The sequence below is a fragment of the Saccharothrix longispora genome, assembly GCF_030852425.1.
Lineage (GTDB): Bacteria > Actinomycetota > Actinomycetes > Mycobacteriales > Pseudonocardiaceae > Actinosynnema > Actinosynnema longispora.
The window spans coordinates 142,658-164,160 of the sequence record NZ_NSDM01000002.1 but is presented as its reverse complement, the minus strand read 5'-3'; the positions used below and the strand labels follow the sequence as shown (position 1 = coordinate 164,160).

The following is a 21,503-nucleotide window of genomic DNA, read 5'->3' as shown; positions in this document are numbered from 1 at the left end:
CGCGATCCGACGAACAGACCATGAGTGCTGGCTTGCTACAGCGGTGGAGTGCGCAATGCGTGAGTTTGAGACGGCAGCTTCCGCGCCTTCCGGCGCCGGGGACGCATCGAATCGGAAATCCGGGTTCGCCGACCGGCTGGGCGACCTGCCGCCCGGCGACCGCGCGGCGTTCCTGGCGGACGTCGTGCACGGCGCGACCCGGGACGCGCTGCGGGCGGTGCTGCCGGAGGTGCCGGCGGTGCTCGACCCGGAGAAGGCCTTCTCCGACCTGGGGTTCGACTCGCTGGCGGCGGTGGAGCTGCACGCGCGGCTCACCGAGGCCACCGGGCTCGACCTGCCGGTCACGGTGGCCTTCGACCACCCGACCCCCGGCGCGGTCGCGCGCCTGCTGCACGCGGAGGTGTTCGGCGCCGAGGCGCCCGACCCCGTCCGGCGCGGGTCGGCGGCCGGCGCGGACGACCCGATCGCCATCATCGGCATCGGCTGCCGCTACCCCGGCGGCGCGACGTCGCCGGAGGAGCTGTGGCGGCTCGTCGCCGACGAGGTGCACACCACCTCCGGGTTCCCGACCGACCGCGGCTGGGACCTCGACGGCCTCTACGACCCGGACCCCGACCGGCCGGGCAGCAGTTACGTGACCTCCGGCGGCTTCCTGCCCGACGCCGGCGAGTTCGACGCGGGCTTCTTCGGCATCTCGCCGCGCGAGGCGTCCGCGATGGACCCCCAGCAGCGGCTCGTGCTGGAAACGGCCTGGGAGGCCCTGGAGCGGGCGAAGATCGACCCGACGGACCTGCGCGGCACGCCCGCCGGGGTGTTCGTCGGGGCCGAGGCCCAGGAGTACGGCCCGAGGCTGCACGAAGCCCCGGACGGCCTCGACGGCTACCTGCTCACCGGCAACGCGCCGAGCGTCGTCTCCGGCCGCGTCGCCTACGCGCTCGGCCTCGAAGGCCCCACCCTCACCGTCGACACCGCGTGCTCCGGCTCGCTGGTCGCCCTGCACCTCGCGGTGCAGGCGCTGCGCAGCGGCGAGACGCACCTCGCGCTCGCCGGCGGCGTCGCCGTGATGGGCGGGCCCGGCACGTTCACCGCGTTCAGCCGCCAGCGCGGCCTCGCCGAGGACGGCCGCTGCAAGGCGTTCGCCGCGTCCGCCGACGGCACGGGCTTCGCCGAGGGCGTCGGCATCCTGGTGCTGGAACGGCTCTCCGACGCCGTGGCGAACGGGCACACCGTGCTCGCCGTCGTCCGCGGCTCGGCCATCAACTCCGACGGCGCGTCCAACGGCCTCACCGCCCCGAACGGCCCGTCGCAGCAGCGCGTGATCCACCGGGCGCTGGCCGACGCCGACCTCGGGCCCGCCGACGTGGACGCGGTCGAGGCGCACGGCACCGGCACCCGCCTCGGCGACCCGATCGAGGCGCAGGCCCTGCTCGCCGCCTACGGCCAGGGCCGCGAGACCCCGTTGCTGCTCGGCTCGATCAAGTCCAACATCGGGCACACCCAGGCGGCGGCCGGCGTGGCCGGTGTGATCAAGATGGTCGAGGCCATGCGCCGCGGCGTGCTGCCGAGGACGCTGCACGTGGACGCGCCGACCCCGCACGTCGACTGGTCCTCCGGCGCGGTGGAGTTGCTCACCGAGGCCCGCGAGTGGTCCGCCCCCGACCGTCCGCGCCGCGCCGGCGTGTCCTCCTTCGGCGTCAGCGGCACCAACGCGCACGTCATCCTGGAGCAGGCGCCCGCCACCGCGGACGAGGACGGCGCCGGCGACCCGCTCCCGGTCGTCCCGCTCGTGGTCTCGGCCCGCGGCGAGGAGGCGCTGCGGGCCCAGGCCGACCGGCTGGTCGCCACCGCCGCGTCCACCGACCTCACCGACCTCGGCTTCTCCCTCGCCACCACGCGGGCCGCGCACGACCACCGCGCGGTGGTCGTCGCCGGGAGCACCGCCGACGCCGTGCGCGGCCTGCGGGCGCTCGCCGCGGGCGAACCGGACCAGGCCGTGGTCACCGGCACCCGCACGCCGGGCAAGCTCGCGATGCTGTTCACCGGCCAGGGCTCCCAGCGGCTCGCGATGGGCCGGGAGCTGTACCTCGCCCACCCCGTGTTCGCCGAGGTCTTCGACGAGGCGGTCGACCACCTCGACGTGCAGCTGGACCGGCCGCTGCGGGACGTCCTGTTCGGCGACGACGCCGACGAGCTGAACGGCACCCAGTACGCCCAGTGCGCGTTGTTCGCCGTCGAGGTCGCGCTCGCGCGGCTGCTGGAGTCCTGGGGCGTGCGGCCGGACGTCCTGCTCGGCCACTCCATCGGCGAGCTGGCCGCCGCGCACGTCGCCGGCGTGTGGACGCTGGCCGACGCCTGCCTCGTCGTCGCCGCGCGGGGACGCCTCATGCAGGCGCTGCCCGTCGGCGGCCGGATGGTCGCGCTCGCCGCGACCGAGGACGAGGTCCTGCCGCTGCTCGACGAGCGCGTGAGCATCGCCGCCGTCAACGGCCCGTCGTCCGTGGTCGTCTCGGGCGAGGCCGACGCGGTCGCCGCCGTGGTGGCGCTGTTCGAGGCGCAGGGCCGGAAGACGAGCGAACTGCGGGTCTCGCACGCGTTCCACTCGCCGCTGATGGAGCCGATGCTCGACGACTTCCGCGAAATCCTGGACATCGTCGACTACGCGCCGCCGACCATCCCGGTGATCTCCAACGTGACCGGCCGGCCGGCGACGCCGGAGGAGCTGTGCTCGCCGGGGTACTGGCTGTGGCACGTGCGCCGCCCCGTCCGGTTCGCCGACGGCGTCGCGGCCCTCGCCGGGGCCGGCGTGACCACGGCGGTCGAGGTCGGCCCGGACGCGATCCTCGCCGCGCTGGCCGCCACCGGTCCGCACGCCCGCGACATCGCGTTCGTCGCCGCGCAGCGCCGCGACCACGCGGAGGTCGCCACCCTCACGGGCGCGCTCGGCCGGCTGCACGCCCGCGGCGTCGCGGTCGACTGGACCGCGGTCTTCGGCGCGGCCCGGCGGGTCGACCTGCCGACCTACGCCTTCCAGCGCTCGCACTACTGGCTCACCGCCCCCGCCGGCGCGGCGGACCTGGGCCCGCTCACCTCCGGCCACCCCCTGCTGGCCGCCGCGGTGGGCCTCGCCGACCACGGCGGCCTGGTGCTGACCGGCGGCATCGGGCTCCGGACGCACCCGTGGCTGGCCGAGCACACCATCGCCGGCACGGTCCTGCTGCCCGGAACCGCGTTCGTCGAGATGGCCCTGCACGCCGCCGAGCGGACCGGGTGCGACGTGGTCGACGAGCTGACCCTGCACGCGCCGCTGGCGCTGCCCGAGGTGGGCGGGGTCGTCCTCCAGGCGGTGGTCGGCCCCGACGAGGACGGCCGCCGCACCGTCGAGTTCTACTCGCGCCCCGACCACGACGACGACGCGGTGTGGACCAGGCACGCCGTCGGCGTGCTCGCCGGCGCGCCGGACGCGGAACCCGCGCCGGCGACCGAGTGGCCGCCGGCCGGGGCCGAGGTGGTGGCCACCGGCGAGCTGTACGACGAGCTGGCGGCGCACGGCTACGGGTACGGCCCGCTGTTCCGGGGCCTGCGCACGGCGTGGCGGCGCGACGACGTCGTCTACGCGGACGTGGCCCTGCCCGCCGGCGGGCGCGACAGCGCGTTCGGGGTCCACCCGGCGCTGCTCGACGCCGTGCTGCACGCCACGGACTTCGCCCCCGGCGAGGCCCGGGAGGCCGACGAGATCCGGTTGCCCTTCGCGTGGACCGGCGTGCGGCTGCACGCGGTCGGCGCCGGGGAGGTGCGGGTGCGCATCACCTCGCCCGCGACCGGCGGCGTCGCGCTGGAGCTCACCGACCCGGCCGGCGCGCCGGTGCTGTCGGTGGAGTCGTTCCGGTCCCGCCCGGTCCGCGGCGGCGACCTCGGTGCGCGGGCGCGGGACCTGCTCCACACCGTCGACTGGACGCCGGTGCCGGCGTCGGACGTGACGCCGTCGGTGGTGGCACTGGGTGACCCGGCGGGCCTGGACGTCCCCGTGGTCGACTCGCTCGACTCGCTCCCCGACGTCCCGGACGCCGTGCTGCTGCCGATCCCGGCGCGGGACGGCGACGTCCCCGCCGCGGCCAGGCACGCCGTCCACCGCGTGCTCGCGGTGCTGAAGGACTGGCTGGGCGACGACCGCCACGCCGGGTCCAGGCTCGTGGTCGCCACCTCCGGCACGCCGGCCGACGCCGCCGTGCGCGGGCTGGTGCGCTCGGCCCAGGCCGAGCACCCCGGCCGGGTCGTCCTCGTCGAGGGCGGGCTGTCGCGGGAGGCGCTGGCCACCGCGCTCGGGTCGGGCGAACCGGAACTGCGGATCGACGGCGGGCAGGTGCGGGCCGCCCGGCTCGTCCGCCTCACCGCCGACGCGGACGCCGACGCCGACGGGACCGCCTGGCGGGCCGACGGCACCGCGCTGATCACCGGCGGGACCGGCGGGCTCGGCGCGCGGGTCGCCCGGCACCTGGTCACCGCCCACGGCGTCCGCAGCCTCCTGCTGCTCAGCCGCCGGGGACCCGACGCGCCCGGCGCGGCGGAGCTGGTCGCCGAGCTGACCGGGCTGGGCGCCACCACGCGGGTCGTCGCCTGCGACGTCACCGACGCGCGGTCGCTCTCGGCCGCCCTGGCGGAAGTCCCGTCCGAGCACCCGCTGTCCGCCGTGGTGCACACGGCCGGGGTGCTCGACAACGCCCTCGTGGGCGACCTCACCGGCCCCCGGCTCGACCACGTCCTCGCACCGAAGCTCGACGCGGCCTGGGCGCTGCACGAGCTGACCGCCGGGGCCGACCTGTCCGCGTTCGTCCTGTTCTCCTCCGCCGCCGGCCTGGTCGACGGCACCGGCCAGGCGAACTACGCCGCGGCCAACACCGCCCTCGACGGCCTCGCCGCGCACCGCCACGAGCTGGGCCTGCCGGCGACGTCGCTCGCCTGGGGCCTGTGGGCGCCCGACGCGGGCGAGGCCATCGGCATGGGCGCGACGCTGTCCGAGGTGGACCTGCACCGGATCGCCCGCCTGGGCCTCGCGCCGCTGACCGTCTCCGAGAGCCTCGCCGCGCTGGACGCCGCGCTCACCACCGGCGTGCCGCTGGTGGTGCCGACCCGCGTCGACCGCGCCGCGCTGCGGGCCCGCGGCGACGACGTCCCGGCGCTGCTGCGCGGCCTCGCCCCCGCGGGCCGCCGGCGCGCCGGCGCCGCCCCGGCCGGGGACCGCACACCGGAGCAGCAGTTCGCCGACCGGTTGGCGCACCTGTCCGAGGCCGACCGCGACCGGGCCGTGCTCGACCTCGTGCGCACGCACGTCGCGGCCGTGCTGGGCCACGACAGCGCCGGCGCGATCAACCCGGGCCGCCCGTTCGGCGAGATCGGGTTCGACTCGCTGGCCGCCGTGGAGCTGCGCAACGTGCTCGACTCGGTCACCGGCATGCGGCTGCCCGCGACCCTCGTCTTCGACTACCCGACGCCGCGGGCGCTGGCCGGGCACATCGTCACGCGGCTGGTGGGCCTCGCCCCGGCCGGACCGGTCGCACCCGTCCCGCCGGTCGTCGCCGGCGACCCGGACGAGCCGATCGCGATCGTCGGCATCGCCTGCCGCTACCCGGGCGGGGTCGAGACCCCGGAGGACCTGTGGCGGCTCGTCGCGGGCGGCCGGGAGGCGCTCACCCCGTTCCCGGTCGACCGCGGCTGGAACACCGACGCCCTCTACGACCCGGAGCCGGGCAAGCCCGGCCACAGCTACGTCAAGCACGGCGCCTTCCTGCACGGCGCGGCCGAGTTCGACGCCGAGTTCTTCGAGATCAGCCCGCGCGAAGCGGCCGCCATGGACCCGCAGCAGCGGTTGTTGCTGGAGGTGTCCTGGGAGGCGTTCGAACGGGCCGGCATCGACCCGGTGTCCCTGCGCGGCAGCGACACCGGCGTCTTCGCCGGGGTCATGTACCACGACTGGGGCACCCGCCTCGGCACGGTCTCCGACGACATCGCCGGCTACCTCGGCAACGGCAGCCTCGCCAGCGTGGTGTCCGGCCGGGTGTCGTACGCGCTGGGCCTGGAGGGCCCCACGGTCACCATCGACACGGCGTGCTCGTCGTCGCTGGTCGCCCTGCACTGGGCGGTCCAGGCGCTGCGGCGCGGCGAGTGCTCGCTGGCACTGGCCGGCGGCGTGACGGTGATGTCCACCCCCGACACGTTCGTCGACTTCAGCCGCCAGCGCGGGCTCTCGGCCGACGGCCGCTGCCGCTCGTTCGCCGACGCGGCGGACGGCACCGGTTGGGGGGAGGGCGCGGGCGTGCTGCTCGTCGAGCGGCTGTCCGACGCCCGCCGCAACGGCCACCCGGTGCTCGCGCTGCTGAAGGGGTCGGCGGTCAACCACGACGGCGCGTCGAACGGCCTCACCGCCCCGAACGGCCCCTCGCAGCAGCGGGTGATCGCCAAGGCGCTGGCCGACGCGGGCCTCGCGGCGTCCGAGGTGGACGCGGTCGAGGGCCACGGCACCGGCACCACCCTCGGCGACCCGATCGAGGCCCAGGCCCTGCTCGCCACCTACGGCCGCGACCGGCCGGAGGACGAGCCGCTGTGGCTCGGCTCGATCAAGTCCAACATCGGCCACACGCAGGCCGCCGCCGGTGTCGCGGGCATCATCAAGATGGTCATGGCGATGCGCCACGAACACCTGCCCCGGACCCTGCACGTGGACCGCCCGTCCACCATGGTCGACTGGACCGCGGGCTCCGTCCGGCTGCTCACCGAGGCCCGCGACTGGACGGCCGGGCGCCCGCGCCGCGCCGCCGTGTCGTCCTTCGGCATCAGCGGCACCAACGCCCACGTGATCCTGGAGCAGGCCCCCGCCGAGCCGGAGCCCGCCGAGCCGGAGCCCACCGAGCCGGCGCCCGCGGACCCGTCGACCCCCGCGCGGGGCGTTCCCGTCCCCGTGGCGCTGTCCGGCCGGTCGCCGGCCGCGGTCCGCGGTCAGGCCGCGCGGCTGCGGGCGTACGTGGCCGACCACGAGGACGTGCCGGCCGCCGAGCTGGCCCGGTCGCTGACCAGGACCCGCGCGGCGCTGGAGCACCGCGCGGTCGTCCTCGCCGGCACCGCCGCCGAGCTGGCCGACGGCCTGGACGCGCTGGCCGCCGGCGAGCCGTCCGCCCACGTGCGCACCGGGTCCGCCGGCGCCGAGGGCACGCTCGCGTTCCTGTTCTCCGGGCAGGGCGCGCAGCGCGTCGGCATGGGCCACCGCCTGTGGGAGACCTACCCGGTGTTCGCGGCGGCGTTCGACGCCGTCCGCGACGCGCTCGACCCGTTGCTGGACGTGCCGCTGCGCGACGTCGTCTTCGGCACCACGGCGCTCGCCGACCGGGGGCTGCTGGACCAGACGCAGTACACGCAGGCCGCCCTGTTCGCGGTGGAGGTCGCGCTCTACCGGCTCGTCGAGTCCTGGGGGATCGTCCCCGACGCGCTCGCCGGGCACTCGATCGGCGAGCTGGCCGCGGCCCACGTCGCCGGGGTGCTGTCCCTGGCGGACGCCGCGACGCTGGTCGCCGCGCGCGGCCGGCTGATGGGCTCGCTGAGCGAGCCGCCGGGCGCGATGGTCGCGCTCGCCACCTCCGAGGAGGCCGTGCGCGAGCTGCTGCGCGGCCACGAGGCCGAGGTCGGCGTCGCCGCGGTGAACGGACCGACCTCGGTGGTCGTGTCCGGGGTGGCCGACGTCGTGGCGGGCATCGAGCGGGCCGCCTCGGCCGCCGGCGTGCGGACGCACCGGCTGCGCGTGAGCCACGCGTTCCACTCGCCGCTGATGGAGCCGGTGCTCGACGAGTTCCGCGAGGTCGCCGCCGGGTTGGCGTTCTCCGCGCCGACGATCCCGATCGTCTCCACGGTCACCGGCCGCCCGGCGACCGCCGAGGAGCTGTGCTCGCCGGACTACTGGGTCGCCCACGTGCGCGAGGCGGTCCGCTTCGGCGACGCGATCTCCGCCCTCGCGGCCGACGGCGTGCGGACGTTCCTCGAACTGGGCCCCGACAGCGTGCTGTCGGCCCTCGGGCCGCAGAACGTGCCGGACCCCGACGCGGTCGCGTTCGTGCCCTTCGGCCGCCGCGACCAGGACGAGGTGCGCACGGCCGTGGCCGCCGCCGGCAGCCTGCACACCCGTGGCGCGGCACGTCTCGACGGTCTGCTCGGCGACGGCCCGATCCGCCTCGACCTGCCGACGTACGCCTTCCAGCACAAGCGCTACTGGCTCGACGCGACGCCGGTCAACGACGTGACGGCGGTGGGCCAGCAGCCGGTGGCGCACCCGATGCTCGGCGCCGCGGTGACGCTGCCCGGCTCGGACACCACGGTCCTCACCGGCCGGCTCTCGGCCGGGTCGGTGCCCTGGCTCGCCGACCACGTGGTCAAGGGCGCGATCCTGGTGCCCGGCACCGGTTTCCTGGAGCTGGCCACGGCGGCGGGCGACCGGGTGGGGCACCCGGTGGTGGCGGAGCTGACGCTCCAGGCGCCGCTCGTGCTGCCGCCGGACGGCGCGGTCGCGCTCCAGGTGGTGGTCGGTCCCGCGACGGACGACCGCCGCCCGGTCACGATCTTCTCCCGCCCGGCCGGCGCGCCGGTGGACGGCGAGTGGACTCAGCACGCGCTGGGCACGCTGTCGTCGGCGACGCGGCCCGAGCCCGCCGGGCTCGGGGAGTGGCCGCCGCCGGGCGCGAGCCCGATCGACACCGAGGGCGCCTACGCGCTGCTCGACGCCCGCGGCTACGGCTACGGGCCGTCGTTCCAAGGCCTGCGGGCCGCCTGGCGCCGCGGTGACGAGGTGTTCGCCGAGGTGGCGCTGCCGGAGCCGGCGGCGGCCTCGGCGAGGGCCTACGGCCTGCACCCCGCCCTGCTCGACACCGCGATGCACGCCGACCTCCTGGGCGACCCGGGCGGCTCGACGCTGCTGCCGTTCGTGTGGACCGGTGTCACGCTGCACGCCGTCGGCGCCACCGCGCTGCGGGTGCGGATCGCCCGGCTGGACGGCGACGAGGTGTCGGCCATCGAGGTGGCCGACCTCGAAGGCCGGCCCGTCGCGTCGATCGAGGCGCTGGTCTCTCGCCCGGTGCTGCGGGAACTCACCGCGTCGCCGGCCTCCGGCGCGGACGGTTCGCTGCTGAGGATCGCCTGGCAGTCCGCGTCCGTCCCGAACACCGGGGCGGGCGACGTGGTCGCCGTCGGCGGGGGCGGGGCCGCCCACGCCGGCGTCGCGGACCTCGTCGACGCGCTCGACGGCGGCGCGCCGGCGCCGGACCTCGTGGCACTGACCGTTCCCGGGCACGTGGGCGACGTGCCCGACGCGGCGCGCGGGAACACCGCCTGGCTGCTCGCCGAACTCCAGGCGTGGCTGGCCGACCCCCGGTTCGCGGACACGAAGGTCGCGGTCGTGACGCGGGGCGCGGTGCCCGCCGGCGGTACCCCCGTCGACGTCGCGCAAGGCCCGCTGTGGGGCCTGGCGCGCGGCGCGCGGGCCGAGCACCCCGGTCGGGTGTTCCTCGTCGACGCGGACGCCGACACGTCGGTGGAGACCGTCGCGGCGGTCGTCGCCTCCGGTGAGCCGGAAGCCGCGGTCCGCGCGGGCTCGGTGCTCGTGCCGCGGTACGCCAAGGCGGAGTCCGCGGGCGGATCGCCGTGGCGACCGGGCGGCACCGTGCTGATCACGGGTGGCACCGGCGGCCTGGGCAGCCTGCTGGCCCGGTACCTGGTGGCCGTGCACGGGGTGGACGGCCTGCTGCTCACCAGCCGGCGCGGGCTCGCCGCGCCCGGTGCGGCGCAGCTCGTCGACGACCTCACCGACCTGGGCACGCGGGTCACCGTCGCCGCGTGCGACGTCACCGACCGCGCCGCGGTCGCCGACCTGATCGCCGGGGTGCCCGCCGACGCGCCGCTCACCGCCGTGGTGCACGCGGCCGGCACGGCCGACAGCGGGGTCTTCGACTCGCTGACCGGCGGGCAGCTCGACCGCGTGCTGAGGCCCAAGGTGGACGCGGCCTGGCACCTGCACGAGCTGACCGCGCACCTGGACCTGGCCGCGTTCGTGCTGTTCTCCTCCGCCGGCGGCCAGGTGCTGCCCGCCGGTCAGGCGAACTACGCCGCCGCCAACGCCTTCCTCGACGGCCTCGCCGAGCACCGCCGGACGGCGGGCCTCGCGGCGTCCGCGCTGGCCTGGGGACTGTGGGACGAGAACACCGGTCTCGGCGGCGAGCTGGCCGAGGCCGACCTGGCCCGGATGGCGCGGCTCGGCCTGCCCGCGGTCACCGCGGAGCAGGGGCTGAGGCTGTTCGACGCGGCGCTCGGCGCCGGCGACGCCGTGCTCGCCCCGCTGCGGGTGGACGTCCCGGCGCTGCTGGCCCGCACCGACGAGCTGCCGGCGCTGCTGCGCGGCCTCCTCCCGCCGAAGACCCGCCGGGTGGCCGCGGCCGGGGCGGGCGCGGAGAACGCGCTGGCCGCCTCGCTGGCCGGCCTGGCCGACGGCGAGCGGGACCGCCTCCTGCTCGACGTCGTCCGCACGCAGGTGGCCACCGTGCTCGGCTACGCGGACAAGTCCGAGGTGGACGGGGCCAAGGCGTTCAAGGAACTCGGGTTCGACTCGCTCGCCGCCGTGGAGCTGCGCAACCTGCTCGGCGCCGCGACCGGCCTGTCGCTGCCCGCCACGCTCGTCTTCGACCACCCGACCGCCGAGGCGGTCGCCGGGTTCGTCCGGGGCAAGCTGCTGGGCGCGGTCGCCAAGGTCCCCGCCGGCCCGGCCCGGACCGCCGCGGCCATGCAGGAGCCCATCGCGATCGTCGGCATGGCCTGCCGCTACCCCGGTGGCGTCCGGTCGCCGGGCGACCTGTGGCGGCTGCTGGTGGACGAGGTCGACGCGGTCACCGGCTTCCCGACCAACCGCGGCTGGGACGTCGAGGGCATCTACGACCCGGAACCGGGCAAGCGCGGCAAGACCTACGCCCGCGAGGGCGGCTTCCTGCACGACGCCGCCGACTTCGACCCGGCCTTCTTCGGCATCGGCCCGCGCGAGGCGGTGGCGATGGACCCCCAGCAGCGGCTGCTGCTGGAGACCGCGTGGGAGGCCATCGAGCACGCCGGGATCGACCCGACCCGGCTGCGCGGCAGCCTGACCGGCGTCTTCACCGGCGCCATGTACGACGACTACGGCAGCCGGGCCCCCGCCGCACCCGCCGACGTCGCCGCCTACATCCCCAACGGCAGCTCGGGCGCGGTCGTCTCCGGCCGCATCTCCTACCTGCTGGGGCTGGAAGGCCCGTCCATGACGGTCGACACGGCGTGCTCCTCCTCGCTCGTGACGCTGCACCTCGCGGTGCAGGCGCTGCGGGCGGGGGAGTGCGGGCTCGCGCTCGCGGGCGGCGTCACCGTGCTCTCGCAGTCCGACCTGTTCGTCGACTCCAGCCGGCAGGGCGTGCTCTCGCCCAACGGCCGGTCGAAGTCCTTCGCCGCCGCCTCCGACGGCGTCGGCTGGGCCGAGGGCGCGGGCCTGGTCCTGCTGGAGCGGCTGTCGGACGCCCGGCGCAACGGCCACGAGGTGCTCGCGGTGATCCGGTCGAGTGCCGTCAACCAGGACGGCGCGTCGAACGGCCTGACCGCGCCGAACGGCCCGTCGCAGGAACGCGTGATCCACGCGGCGCTCGCCGCCGGCGGGCTGCGGCCCGCCGACGTGGACGCCGTCGAGGCGCACGGCTCCGGCACGAAGCTCGGCGACCCGATCGAGGCGCAGGCGCTGCTGGCGACCTACGGCCAGGACCGCGACCGGCCGCTCTACCTGGGCTCGGTCAAGTCCAACATCGGCCACGCCCAGGCGTCCGGCGGCGCGGCCGCGGTGATCAAGGTCGTGCAGGCGCTCCGGCACCACCTGCTGCCGAAGACGCTGCACGTCGACGCGCCGTCGCCGGTCGTGGACTGGAGCACCGGCGGCATCGAGCTGCTCACCGAGGCCCGTCCGTGGCTGCCGAACGGGCGTCCGCGCCGCGCCGGCATCTCGTCCTTCGGCATCAGCGGGACGAACGCGCACGTCATCATCGAGGAGGCGCCCCCGTCGACGGCGCAGGCGCCCCGGCGCACCGCGCCGCCGCTGCCGGTGGTGCCGCTGCCGGTGTCCGGCGCGGTGGCCGCGGCCCTGGCCGACCAGGCCGGGCGGCTGGCCGCGCACCTGCGGGCACACCCGGAGCTGGACCTGACCGACGTCGGCTACTCGCTGGGCACCGGCCGCGCCGCGCTCGACCACCGCGCGGTGGTGCTGGCCGCCGACCGCGACGCCGCGCTCAAGGCGCTCGACGGCCTCGCCGCCGGGCAGACCCCGGCGGGCACCGTGAGCGGCACGATCAGCGCCGCCGACCTCACCGCGTTCCTGTTCACCGGGCAGGGCGCGCAGCGGTCGGGCATGGGCCGCGGCCTGCACGAGGCCTTCCCGGTCTTCGCCGGCGCGTTCGACGAGGCGTGCGGCCTGTTCGACGCCGAGCTGGACGTGCCGCTCAAGCAGGTGGTCTGGGCGGACGCCGACTCGGCCGACGGGCGGCTGCTGAACCGGACCGCGTACACGCAGTGCGCGCTGTTCGCGATCGAGGTGGCACTCTACCGCCTGGTGGAGTCGTGGGGCGTGACGCCCGACTACGTGGCGGGGCACTCCATCGGCGAGCTGGCCGCGGCGCACGTCGCCGGCGTGTTCTCGCTGGCCGACGCGTGCTCGCTCGTCGCGGCACGGGGCCGGCTCATGGACGCGCTGCCGGCGGGCGGCGCGATGGCCGCCATCGCGGCCGCGGAGGACGAGGTGCGCGCGGTGCTGTCGACCGCCGGGGTCGAGGTGGACGTCGCCGCCGTCAACGGACCCCGCTCGGTGGTCGTCTCCGGCCCCGAGGACGCGGTGCGGACCGCGGTGGCGATCTTCGGCGACCAGGGGCGGCGGACGAAGCAGCTGGTCGTCTCGCACGCCTTCCACTCGGCCCTGGTGGAACCGATGCTCGACGACTTCCGGGCCGTCGCCCGGCGACTGGCCTACGCGGCGCCGGCGATCCCGGTCGTCTCGAACGTCACCGGCCGGATCGCCACCGCCGCCGAGCTGACCTCGCCCGAGTACTGGGTGGGGCACGTCCGGGGGGCCGTCCGGTTCGCCGACGGCGTCGACGCCCTGCTGGCGGCCGGGGTGACCCGGTTCGTCGAGCTGGGCCCGGACGCGGTGCTCACCGGCATGGCCCGCGAGTGCGGCACGGCCCGGGCCGACCGGCCCGAGCGGGTCGTGGGCGTCCCGGCGCTGCGCCGGGGCCGCGACGAGGTGACCACGCTGCTGACCGCGCTGGGCACGCTCGGCTCGCGCGGCGCGGCGATCGACTGGCGGGCGCTGTTCGCCGGCCGGGGCGCGTCCGCGGTGGACCTGCCGACGTACGCCTTCCAGAACAGGTCCTACTGGCTCGACGCCACCAAGCCGACCGGCGACATCGGCTCGCTCGGCGCCACGTCCGCCGCGCACCCGCTGCTCGGCGCGCTCGTGGAGCTGCCCGACGGCGGCGTGGTGCTCACCGGTCGGCTGGCCGTGGACGGCCTGCCGTGGCTGGCCGACCACGTGGTGCTCGGCCGGACCATGCTGCCCGGCACCGCGTTCGTCGAACTGGCCCTCCACGCCGGCGGTCAGGTCGGCTGCGACGTGCTGGAGGAGCTGACCCAGCAGGCGCCGCTGCTGCTGCCCGACGAGGGCGGCGTCGACCTCCGCGTGGTCGTCGGCGCACCCGACCCCGCCGGCCGCCGCGAGCTGTCCGTGCACTCCCGCACCGGCGGTTCCGGCGGGGCCTGGACCCGGCACGCGGCCGGCACGCTGGCCGCCGGGGACGGGGCGAAGGGGTTCGGCCCGGAGGAGGCCGACCTCACGGCCTGGCCGCCGACCGGGGCCGAGCCCGTCGACCTCGGCGGGCTGTACGACGACCTCGCCGGGCTCGGCTTCGACTACGGCCCGACCTTCCGCAACCTCAAAGCGGTGTGGCTGCGCGACGACGAGGTGTTCGCCGAGGTCGCGCTGCCCGAGAGCACCGCGACGACCGGGTTCGGCCTGCACCCGGGGCTGCTCGACTCGGCGCTGGGCGCCACGGACTTCCTCGTCCCCGGCGGCCCGAAGGCGCTGACCGCGACGACGATCCCGTTCGCCTGGAACCGCGTCTCCCTGCACGCCGCCGGGGCACCCGCCCTGCGGGTCCGGGTGCGCGCGGAGAACGGCGGCTCGTCGCTGGCCCTGGCCGACGCCGCCGGCAAGCCGGTCGCGTGGATCGAGGCGCTCGTGACGCGGCCCGTGTCCGGCAGCCAACTGGGCGCCGCGGTGCCCGACTCGCTGCACCGCGTCGACTGGCAGCCGGTGACCGGCCTGGGGCTGGTCGTGGCGATGGACCGCTGGGCGGTGCTCGGCGCCGACGACCTGGGCCTCGGCCTCCCGTCGTACGACGACCCCGGCGCGGGGGAGGCGACGCCGGTCGACGTGCTCGTGCTGCCGGTCGGCTCCGGTGACGGCGACGACGTGCCGGCCCGGGTGCACGCGACCGTGCGGCACACCCTGGCCCGGTTGCAGGCGTGGCTGGCCGACGACCGGCTCGCCGACGGCAGGCTGCTCGTGGTCACGAGGAACGCGGTGCCCACCCCGGACGGCGTGGACCTGACCCAGGCGCCCGTGTGGGGCTTGGTGCGGGCCGCGCAGGCGGAGAACCCGGGACGGGTGCAGCTGGTGGACGTCGACGGGTCGGCCGCGTCGATGCGCGCGCTGCGCACCGTGGTGGCCTCCGGCGAACCGGAGGCGGTCGTCCGCGAGGGCGAGATCCGCGTGCCCCGGCTGGCGAAGGTCACCGCGGTCGGCGACCCGGTCGAGTGGGACCCCGACGGCACGGTGCTGATCACCGGTGGCGCCGGCCTGCTCGGCGGCCTGCTGGCCCGGCACCTCGTCGCCCGCGGCGTCCGGCGCCTCGTGCTCACCAGCCGGCGCGGCCTCGCCGCGCCGGGGGCGGAGGAGCTGGTCGCCGAACTGGCCGGGCAGGGCGCCCGGGTCGACGTGGCGGCGTGCGACGTCACCGACCGCGACGAGCTGGCCGCCCTGATCGGCTCGCTCGACGACCTCACCGCGGTGGTGCACGCCGCGGGCATGATGGACAGCGCGGTGCTCGGTTCGCTGACGCCCGAGCAGGTGGACGCGGTCCTGCGCCCGAAGGTCGACGCGGCCTGGCACCTGCACGAGCTGACCGCGTCGCACGACCTCGCCGCGTTCGTCCTGTACTCCTCGGCGGGCGGCCTGCTGCTCGCCGCCGGGCAGGCGAACTACGCGGCGGGCAACGTCTTCCTCGACGCGCTGGCCGAGCACCGCGCGGCCCGGGGGCTCCCGGCCACGTCGCTGGCCTGGGGACCGTGGGAGGGCACCGACGGCGAGGTGGACCTGGCGCACATCGCCCGGTCCGGCGTCGGGGAGCTGTCCGCGGACGACGGCCTGGCGCTCTTCGACGCCGCGCTGGCGGCGCGGGAGCCGGTCCTGGTGCCGGTGAGGCTCACCGGGCTCCGCGACGCCGACCGGGTGGCACCGCTGCTGCGCGGCCTCGTCCCGACCACGCCCCGGCGGGTCGCCGAGGCCGCCGCACCGCAGGCCGGTTTCGCCGAGCGGCTGACCGGGCTGTCCGCGGACGAACGGGACGCGGCGGCGGTCGAGCTGGTGCGCGAGCACGCCGCCGCCGTGCTCGGCTACGACGACGCGTCCGCGGTCGGCGTCGAGAAGGGCTTCACCGACCTGGGCATCGACTCGCTGGCGGCGCTGGAACTGCGCAACCGGCTCGGCGCCGCCTGCGGGCTGCGCCTGCCGGCCACGCTGGTGTTCGACTACCCGAGCTCGTACCCGCTGGCCCGGTACCTGCTGGGCGAGCTGCTGCCGGAGCTCGACGAGCCGGCGCGGGAGCCGGCCCGGGCCAACGGCACGGACGACACGGCGATCGCCGCCGTGGCCGACATGGACCTGGCCGAACTGGTCAGGTCGGCGATGGGCGGCACCCCGACGGACGAACGAGGTGGATCACGGTGACCGAGGCGCCCTCGACGGAGCAGATCGTCGTCGCACTGCGGCAGTCCATGATGGACAACGAACGGCTCAGGGCGGAGAACCGCGAGCTCGCCGCCGCGGCGTCCGAGCCGATCGCGATCATCGGCATGGGCTGCCGCTACCCCGGCGGGGTGACCAGCCCGAGCCGGCTGTGGGACCTGGTGGCGGGCGGGGTGGACGCGATCGGCGGGTTCCCCGACGACCGCGGCTGGGACACCCCGGCCCTGTTCGACCCGACCGGCGCCCGACCCGGCACGACGTACTCGACGGACGGCGGTTTCCTCCACGACGCCGCCGACTTCGAGCCGGAGTTCTTCGGGATCTCGCCGCGCGAGGCGCTCACGCTCGACCCGCAGCAGCGCGTGCTGCTGGAGACGGCGTGGGAGGCCGTGGAGCGCGCCGGGATCGTGCCGGCCACCCTGCGCGGCTCCAGGACCGGCGTGTTCGCCGGCGTGATGTACCACGACTACGGCACCGGCAGCAGCGACGGGAGCCTCGTCTCCGGCCGCGTGTCCTACACCCTCGGCCTGGAAGGGCCGTCGGTGTCGCTGGACACGGCGTGCTCGTCGTCGCTGGTCGCCCTGCACTGGGCGGCGCAGTCGCTGCGGCGCGGCGAGTGCTCGCTGGCGCTGGCCGGCGGCGTGACCGTGATGGTGACGCCGGACATGTTCGTGTACTTCAGCGAGCAGCACGGGCTGTCGTCCGACGGGCGCTGCAAGGCGTTCGGCAGCGGCGCCGACGGCGTCGGCTGCTCCGAGGGCGCCGGGATGGTGCTGCTGGAGCGGTTGTCGGACGCGCGGCGCAACGGGCACCACGTGCTCGCGGTGCTGCGCGGCAGCGCGGTGAACTCCGACGGCGCGTCCAGCGGCATCACGGTGCCGAACGGGCCCGCGCAGCAGCGCGTGATCCGGGCGGCGCTGGCCGACGCCGGCCTCACCCCGTCCGACGTGGACGCCGTGGAGGCGCACGGCACCGGCACGACGCTCGGCGACCCCATCGAGGCGCAGGCCCTGATCGCCACCTACGGCAAGGCGGCCACGGCGGAACGGCCGCTGCACGTCGGGTCGTTCAAGTCGAACGTGGGCCACACGCAGGCCGCCGCCGGGGTGGGCGGGGTCATCAAGGTGGTGGAGGCGCTGCGCCGCGGCGTCCTGCCCCGGACCCTGCACGCCGACGAGCCGTCGCCGCACATCGACTGGTCGGCCGGCACCGTCTCCCTGCTCACCGAGGAGCGGCCCTGGCCGGAGACCGGGCGCCCCAGGCGGGCCGCGGTGTCGTCCTTCGGCATCAGCGGCACCAACGCGCACGTGGTCATCGAGCAGGGCGACCCGGTCGAGGCGGCCGCGCCCGACGGGCCGGGGCCGGTCACCTGGCTGCTGTCGGCCACCGGCCCGGAGGCGCTGCGGGCGCAGGCGGGCGCGCTGGCGGCGTTCGCCGGGTCGGCCCCGGCCTCCGCCGCGGACCTCGGGTTCTCCCTCGCGACCACCCGGACGCGCGCCGAGCACCGCGCGGGCGTCGTGGCCCCCGACCGGGCCGCGGCCCTGCGGGCGCTCACGGAGTACGCCGACGGCCGCACCCCCGCGGGCGTGGTCGACGGTGTCGCCGGGACGGGGCGGACGGCGTTCCTGTTCACCGGCCAGGGCGCGCAGCGGGCCGGGATGGGCGCCGGGCTGGCCGCCGCGTTCCCCGTGTTCGCCGCCGCGCTGGACCTCGTGGCCGCCGAACTCGACCGGCACCTCGACGTGCCGCTGCGCGCGCTGCTCGACGACGGCGCGGCGCTGGACCGGACGGGGACCGCGCAGCCCGCGCTGTTCGCGGTCGAGGTCGCGGTGTTCCGGCTGCTGGAGTCCTGGGGCGTGCGGCCCGACCACCTCCTCGGCCACTCCGTCGGCGAACTGGCCGCGGCGCACGTCGCCGGGGTGCTCACGCTCGCGGACGCCTGCGAGCTGGTGGCGGCGCGGGCGCGGCTGATGCAGGCCCTGCCGCCGGGCGGCGCGATGGTCGCCGTCGCGGCGACCGAGGCCGAGGTCGCGCCGCTGCTCACCGACGGCGTGGAGATCGCGGCGGTCAACGGCCCCGCGTCCGTGGTGCTGTCGGGCGACGAGGACGCGGTGCTCGCGGTCGCGGGCGCGTTCGCCCGGACGTCCCGGTTGCGGGTGTCGCACGCGTTCCACTCGTCGCTGATGGAGCCGATGCTGGCGGACTTCGCCGCGGTCGCCCGGCGGTTGGCCTACGCCGAGCCGACGATCCCGATCATCCCCGCCGCCGGCGGCGGCGACCCGGCCACGCCGGACTACTGGGTGCGCCAGGTGCGCGACGCCGTCCGGTTCGCCGACGGCGTCCGGGCGCTGCTCGACTCGGGCGTCACCACGTTCGTGGAGGTCGGGCCGCGCCCGGTGCTGACGGCGATGGGGCAGACCTGCCTGACCGGTGACGACCGCGCGGCGTTCGTCCCGGTGCTGCGCGAGGACCGGCCCGAGGACGAGTCGGCGGCGGCCGCGGTGGCGTCGCTGTTCGTCGCCGGGGCGGCGGTGGACTTCCCCGCCTTCCACGCCGGCGGCAAGGCCGTCGAACTGCCGACGTACGCCTTCCGGCGCAAGCGCTACTGGCTGGAGAACCCGACCGGCGCCCGCGTGCGCGGCGTCGCCGAGGTGGGCCAGCGCGACGCGGAGCACCCGCTGCTGGGCGCCGTCGTCGTCACGGCCGGCTCCGGCGGCGCGGTGCTCACCGGCCGGCTCTCGCTGCGGACCCAGCCGTGGCTGGCCGACCACGTGGTGCGGGGCTCGGTCCTGTTCCCCGGCACGGCGTTCGTCGAACTCGCCACCCGGGCCGGCGACGAGGTGGGCTGCGGACGCCTCGACGAGCTGACGCTGGCCGCGCCGCTGGTCCTGCCCCGGGAGGGCGGGGTGCGGCTCCAGGTGGTGGTCGGCGCGGAGGACGACTCCGGCGGCCGTCCGCTGGACCTCTACTCGCAGGCCGAGGGCTCCGACGACTGGGTCCGGCACGGCGGCGGCAGGCTCTCGCCCGACGCCGACGCGCCCGCCGCGCCGGCCGCGTGGCCGCCACCGGGCGCGGTCGAACTCGACGTGGCCGACCGCTACGACCGGCTCGCCGAGCAGGGGTTCGACTACGGGCCGGTGTTCGCCGGGCTGCGCCGGGCGTGGCGGGTGGGCGACGCGGTGGCGGCCGAGGTGGCGTTGCCGGAGCACGCGGACGCCGCGTCGTACGGGGTGCACCCGGCGCTGCTGGACGCCGCGCTGCACGCGATCGGGCTCGCCGGGCCGACCGCGGACGTCCCGGTGCTGCCGTTCGCGTGGTCCGGGGTGTCCCTGCACGCCACCGGCGCGTCGGCCCTGCGGGTGCTGCTGACCTCCGACGTGGAGAACTCCGTGTCGCTGACCGCCACGGACCCGACCGGCGTCCCGGTGCTGACCGCGGGGTCGCTGGCGCTGCGGCCGATCGCGGACGACGCGTTCGCCGCGACGGCCCGCTCGGCGGTGGACGACTCGCTGTTCCGGGTCGAGTGGACGCCGTGGACCGGCGACGCCGTCACCGGGACCACGTCGGCCGTGCTCGGCGAGGACGTGTTCGGGTTCGGCGGCCCGTCGTTCGCGGACCTCGACGCGCTGGTCGCGGCGGTGCGGGCCGGCGCGATCGCCCCGGACGTGGTGGTCGCGCCGTTCCCGACGCCCGGACGGACCTCACCGGAGCGGGCGCGCGAGGCGACCCACCGGCTGCTGGAGCTCGCGCGGGCGTGGGTGGGCGACGACGTGCCGGCGGCCTCACGACTGGTCGTCGTGACGTCGGGGGCGATCGCCACCCGACCGGAGGAAGGCGTCGACGACCTGACGCACGCCGCGCTGTGGGGCGTGATCCGGACGGCCCAGCTGGAGTACCCGGACCGGTTCATGGTCGTGGACGTCGACGGGGCCGCCCCGCCGGTGGACGTCGTCCTCGGCGCGATGTACGCCGACGAACCCGGCGTCGCGGTCCGCGACGGAGCGGTCCTGGTGCACCGGCTGGCGAAGTTCACGCCCGCACCCGGCGACCCGGTCCGCCCGGACCCCGCGGGGACGGTGCTCGTCACGGGCGGCACCGGCGTGCTGGGACAGCTGATCGCGCGGCACCTGGTGACCGCGCACGGCGCGCGGCACCTGCTGATCACGAGCCGGCGCGGCGCCGCCGCCCCCGGCGCCGCGGAGCTGTCGGCCTCGTTGGCGGAGCTGGGCGCGTCGGTCTCGTTCGCGGCCTGCGACCTGGCGGACCGGGACGCGGTCGCCGCGCTGCTGGCCGGGGTGCCGGCGGAGCACCCGCTGACGGCGGTCGTGCACACGGCCGGGGTGGTGGACGACGGGGTGCTGCTCGCGCTGACCCCCGAGCGGGTGGACGCGGTCCTGCGGCCCAAGGTCGACGCCGCCTGGCACCTGCACGAGCTGACGGCCTCGCTCGACCTCGCGGCGTTCGTGCTGTACTCGTCCGCCGGCGGGACCCTGGGCGCGGCCGGGCAGGCGAACTACTCGGCCGCGAACGTGTTCCTCGACGCGCTGGCGCACCACCGGGCCGCGCTCGGGCTGCCGGCGGTGTCGCTGGCCTGGGGGCTGTGGTCCGAGGGCGGGATGTCCGGCGAGCTGGGGGAGACCGACCTGCTCCGGATGGCGCGGTCCGGGGTGCTCGGGCTGTCGTTCGCGGACGGGCTCGAACTGTTCGACGCGACCCTCGGGTGCGGGCAGCCGTCGCTGGTGCCCGTGCGGCTGGACATGAGCGGGGTGCGGGCCGACGCGCACGGCGTGCCCGCGATGCTGCGGGGCCTGGTGCGCGGCGGTGCGCGGCGGCGGGCCGAGCCGGTCGACGACCGGTGGCCGCGGATCGTCGCGCTGCCCGCCGGGGAACGGGACCGCGCCCTGCTGGACCTGGTCCGCGACACCGCGGCGGTGGTGCTGGGGCACGAGCGGCGGGACGCCGTCGACCCGCGCAAGGGCTTCATCGAACTCGGCTTCGACTCGCTCACGGCGATCGAGCTGCGCAACCGGCTGGACGCGGTGACGGGCCGCCGGCTGCCCGCGACGCTGATCTTCGACCACCCGTCCGCGGTCGCGCTGGCCGGTTTCCTGGGCGAGGGCCTGACCGACACCTCGTCCCCGGTGGAGTCCGGGCTGAGCGGGCTGGAGGCCGCGCTGCGGGACAGCGTGCTGGACGAGGACGCCCGCACCCTGGTGCGGGCCCGGCTGAAGGCGCTCGTGGCCGCGCTCTCCCCGGAGGACGTGGCGATCGCGGAGGTCGGCGCGGACGAGCTGTTCGCCCTCCTGGACGAGGAACTGGAGTCGCAGGGCTGAGGGCCCCTCACGGGGTTCCCGCCGTCGAGCCGCCCGGCGCGTGGTGCCGGGCGGCTCGACGC

At 76.9% G+C, this 21,503-nt stretch carries 2 protein-coding genes; both read left to right on the top strand.

Features of this window, described 5'->3' with window-relative positions; translation table 11 throughout:
- Positions 1-43 precede the first annotated feature (43 nt).
- The gene (locus CKY47_RS06125) at positions 44-16,090 is read left to right on the top strand and encodes an SDR family NAD(P)-dependent oxidoreductase (protein WP_442638262.1); all 16,047 of its coding nucleotides are present in this window, start codon (positions 44-46) and stop codon (positions 16,088-16,090) included.
- Positions 16,087-21,441 carry a type I polyketide synthase gene (locus CKY47_RS06120; protein ID WP_306744661.1) on the top strand — a complete coding sequence of 1,785 codons (5,355 nt, stop codon included), beginning with the start codon at positions 16,087-16,089 and terminating at the stop codon, positions 21,439-21,441. Before CKY47_RS06125 ends, CKY47_RS06120 begins: the two co-directional genes overlap by 4 nt.
- Positions 21,442-21,503 lie beyond the last annotated feature (62 nt).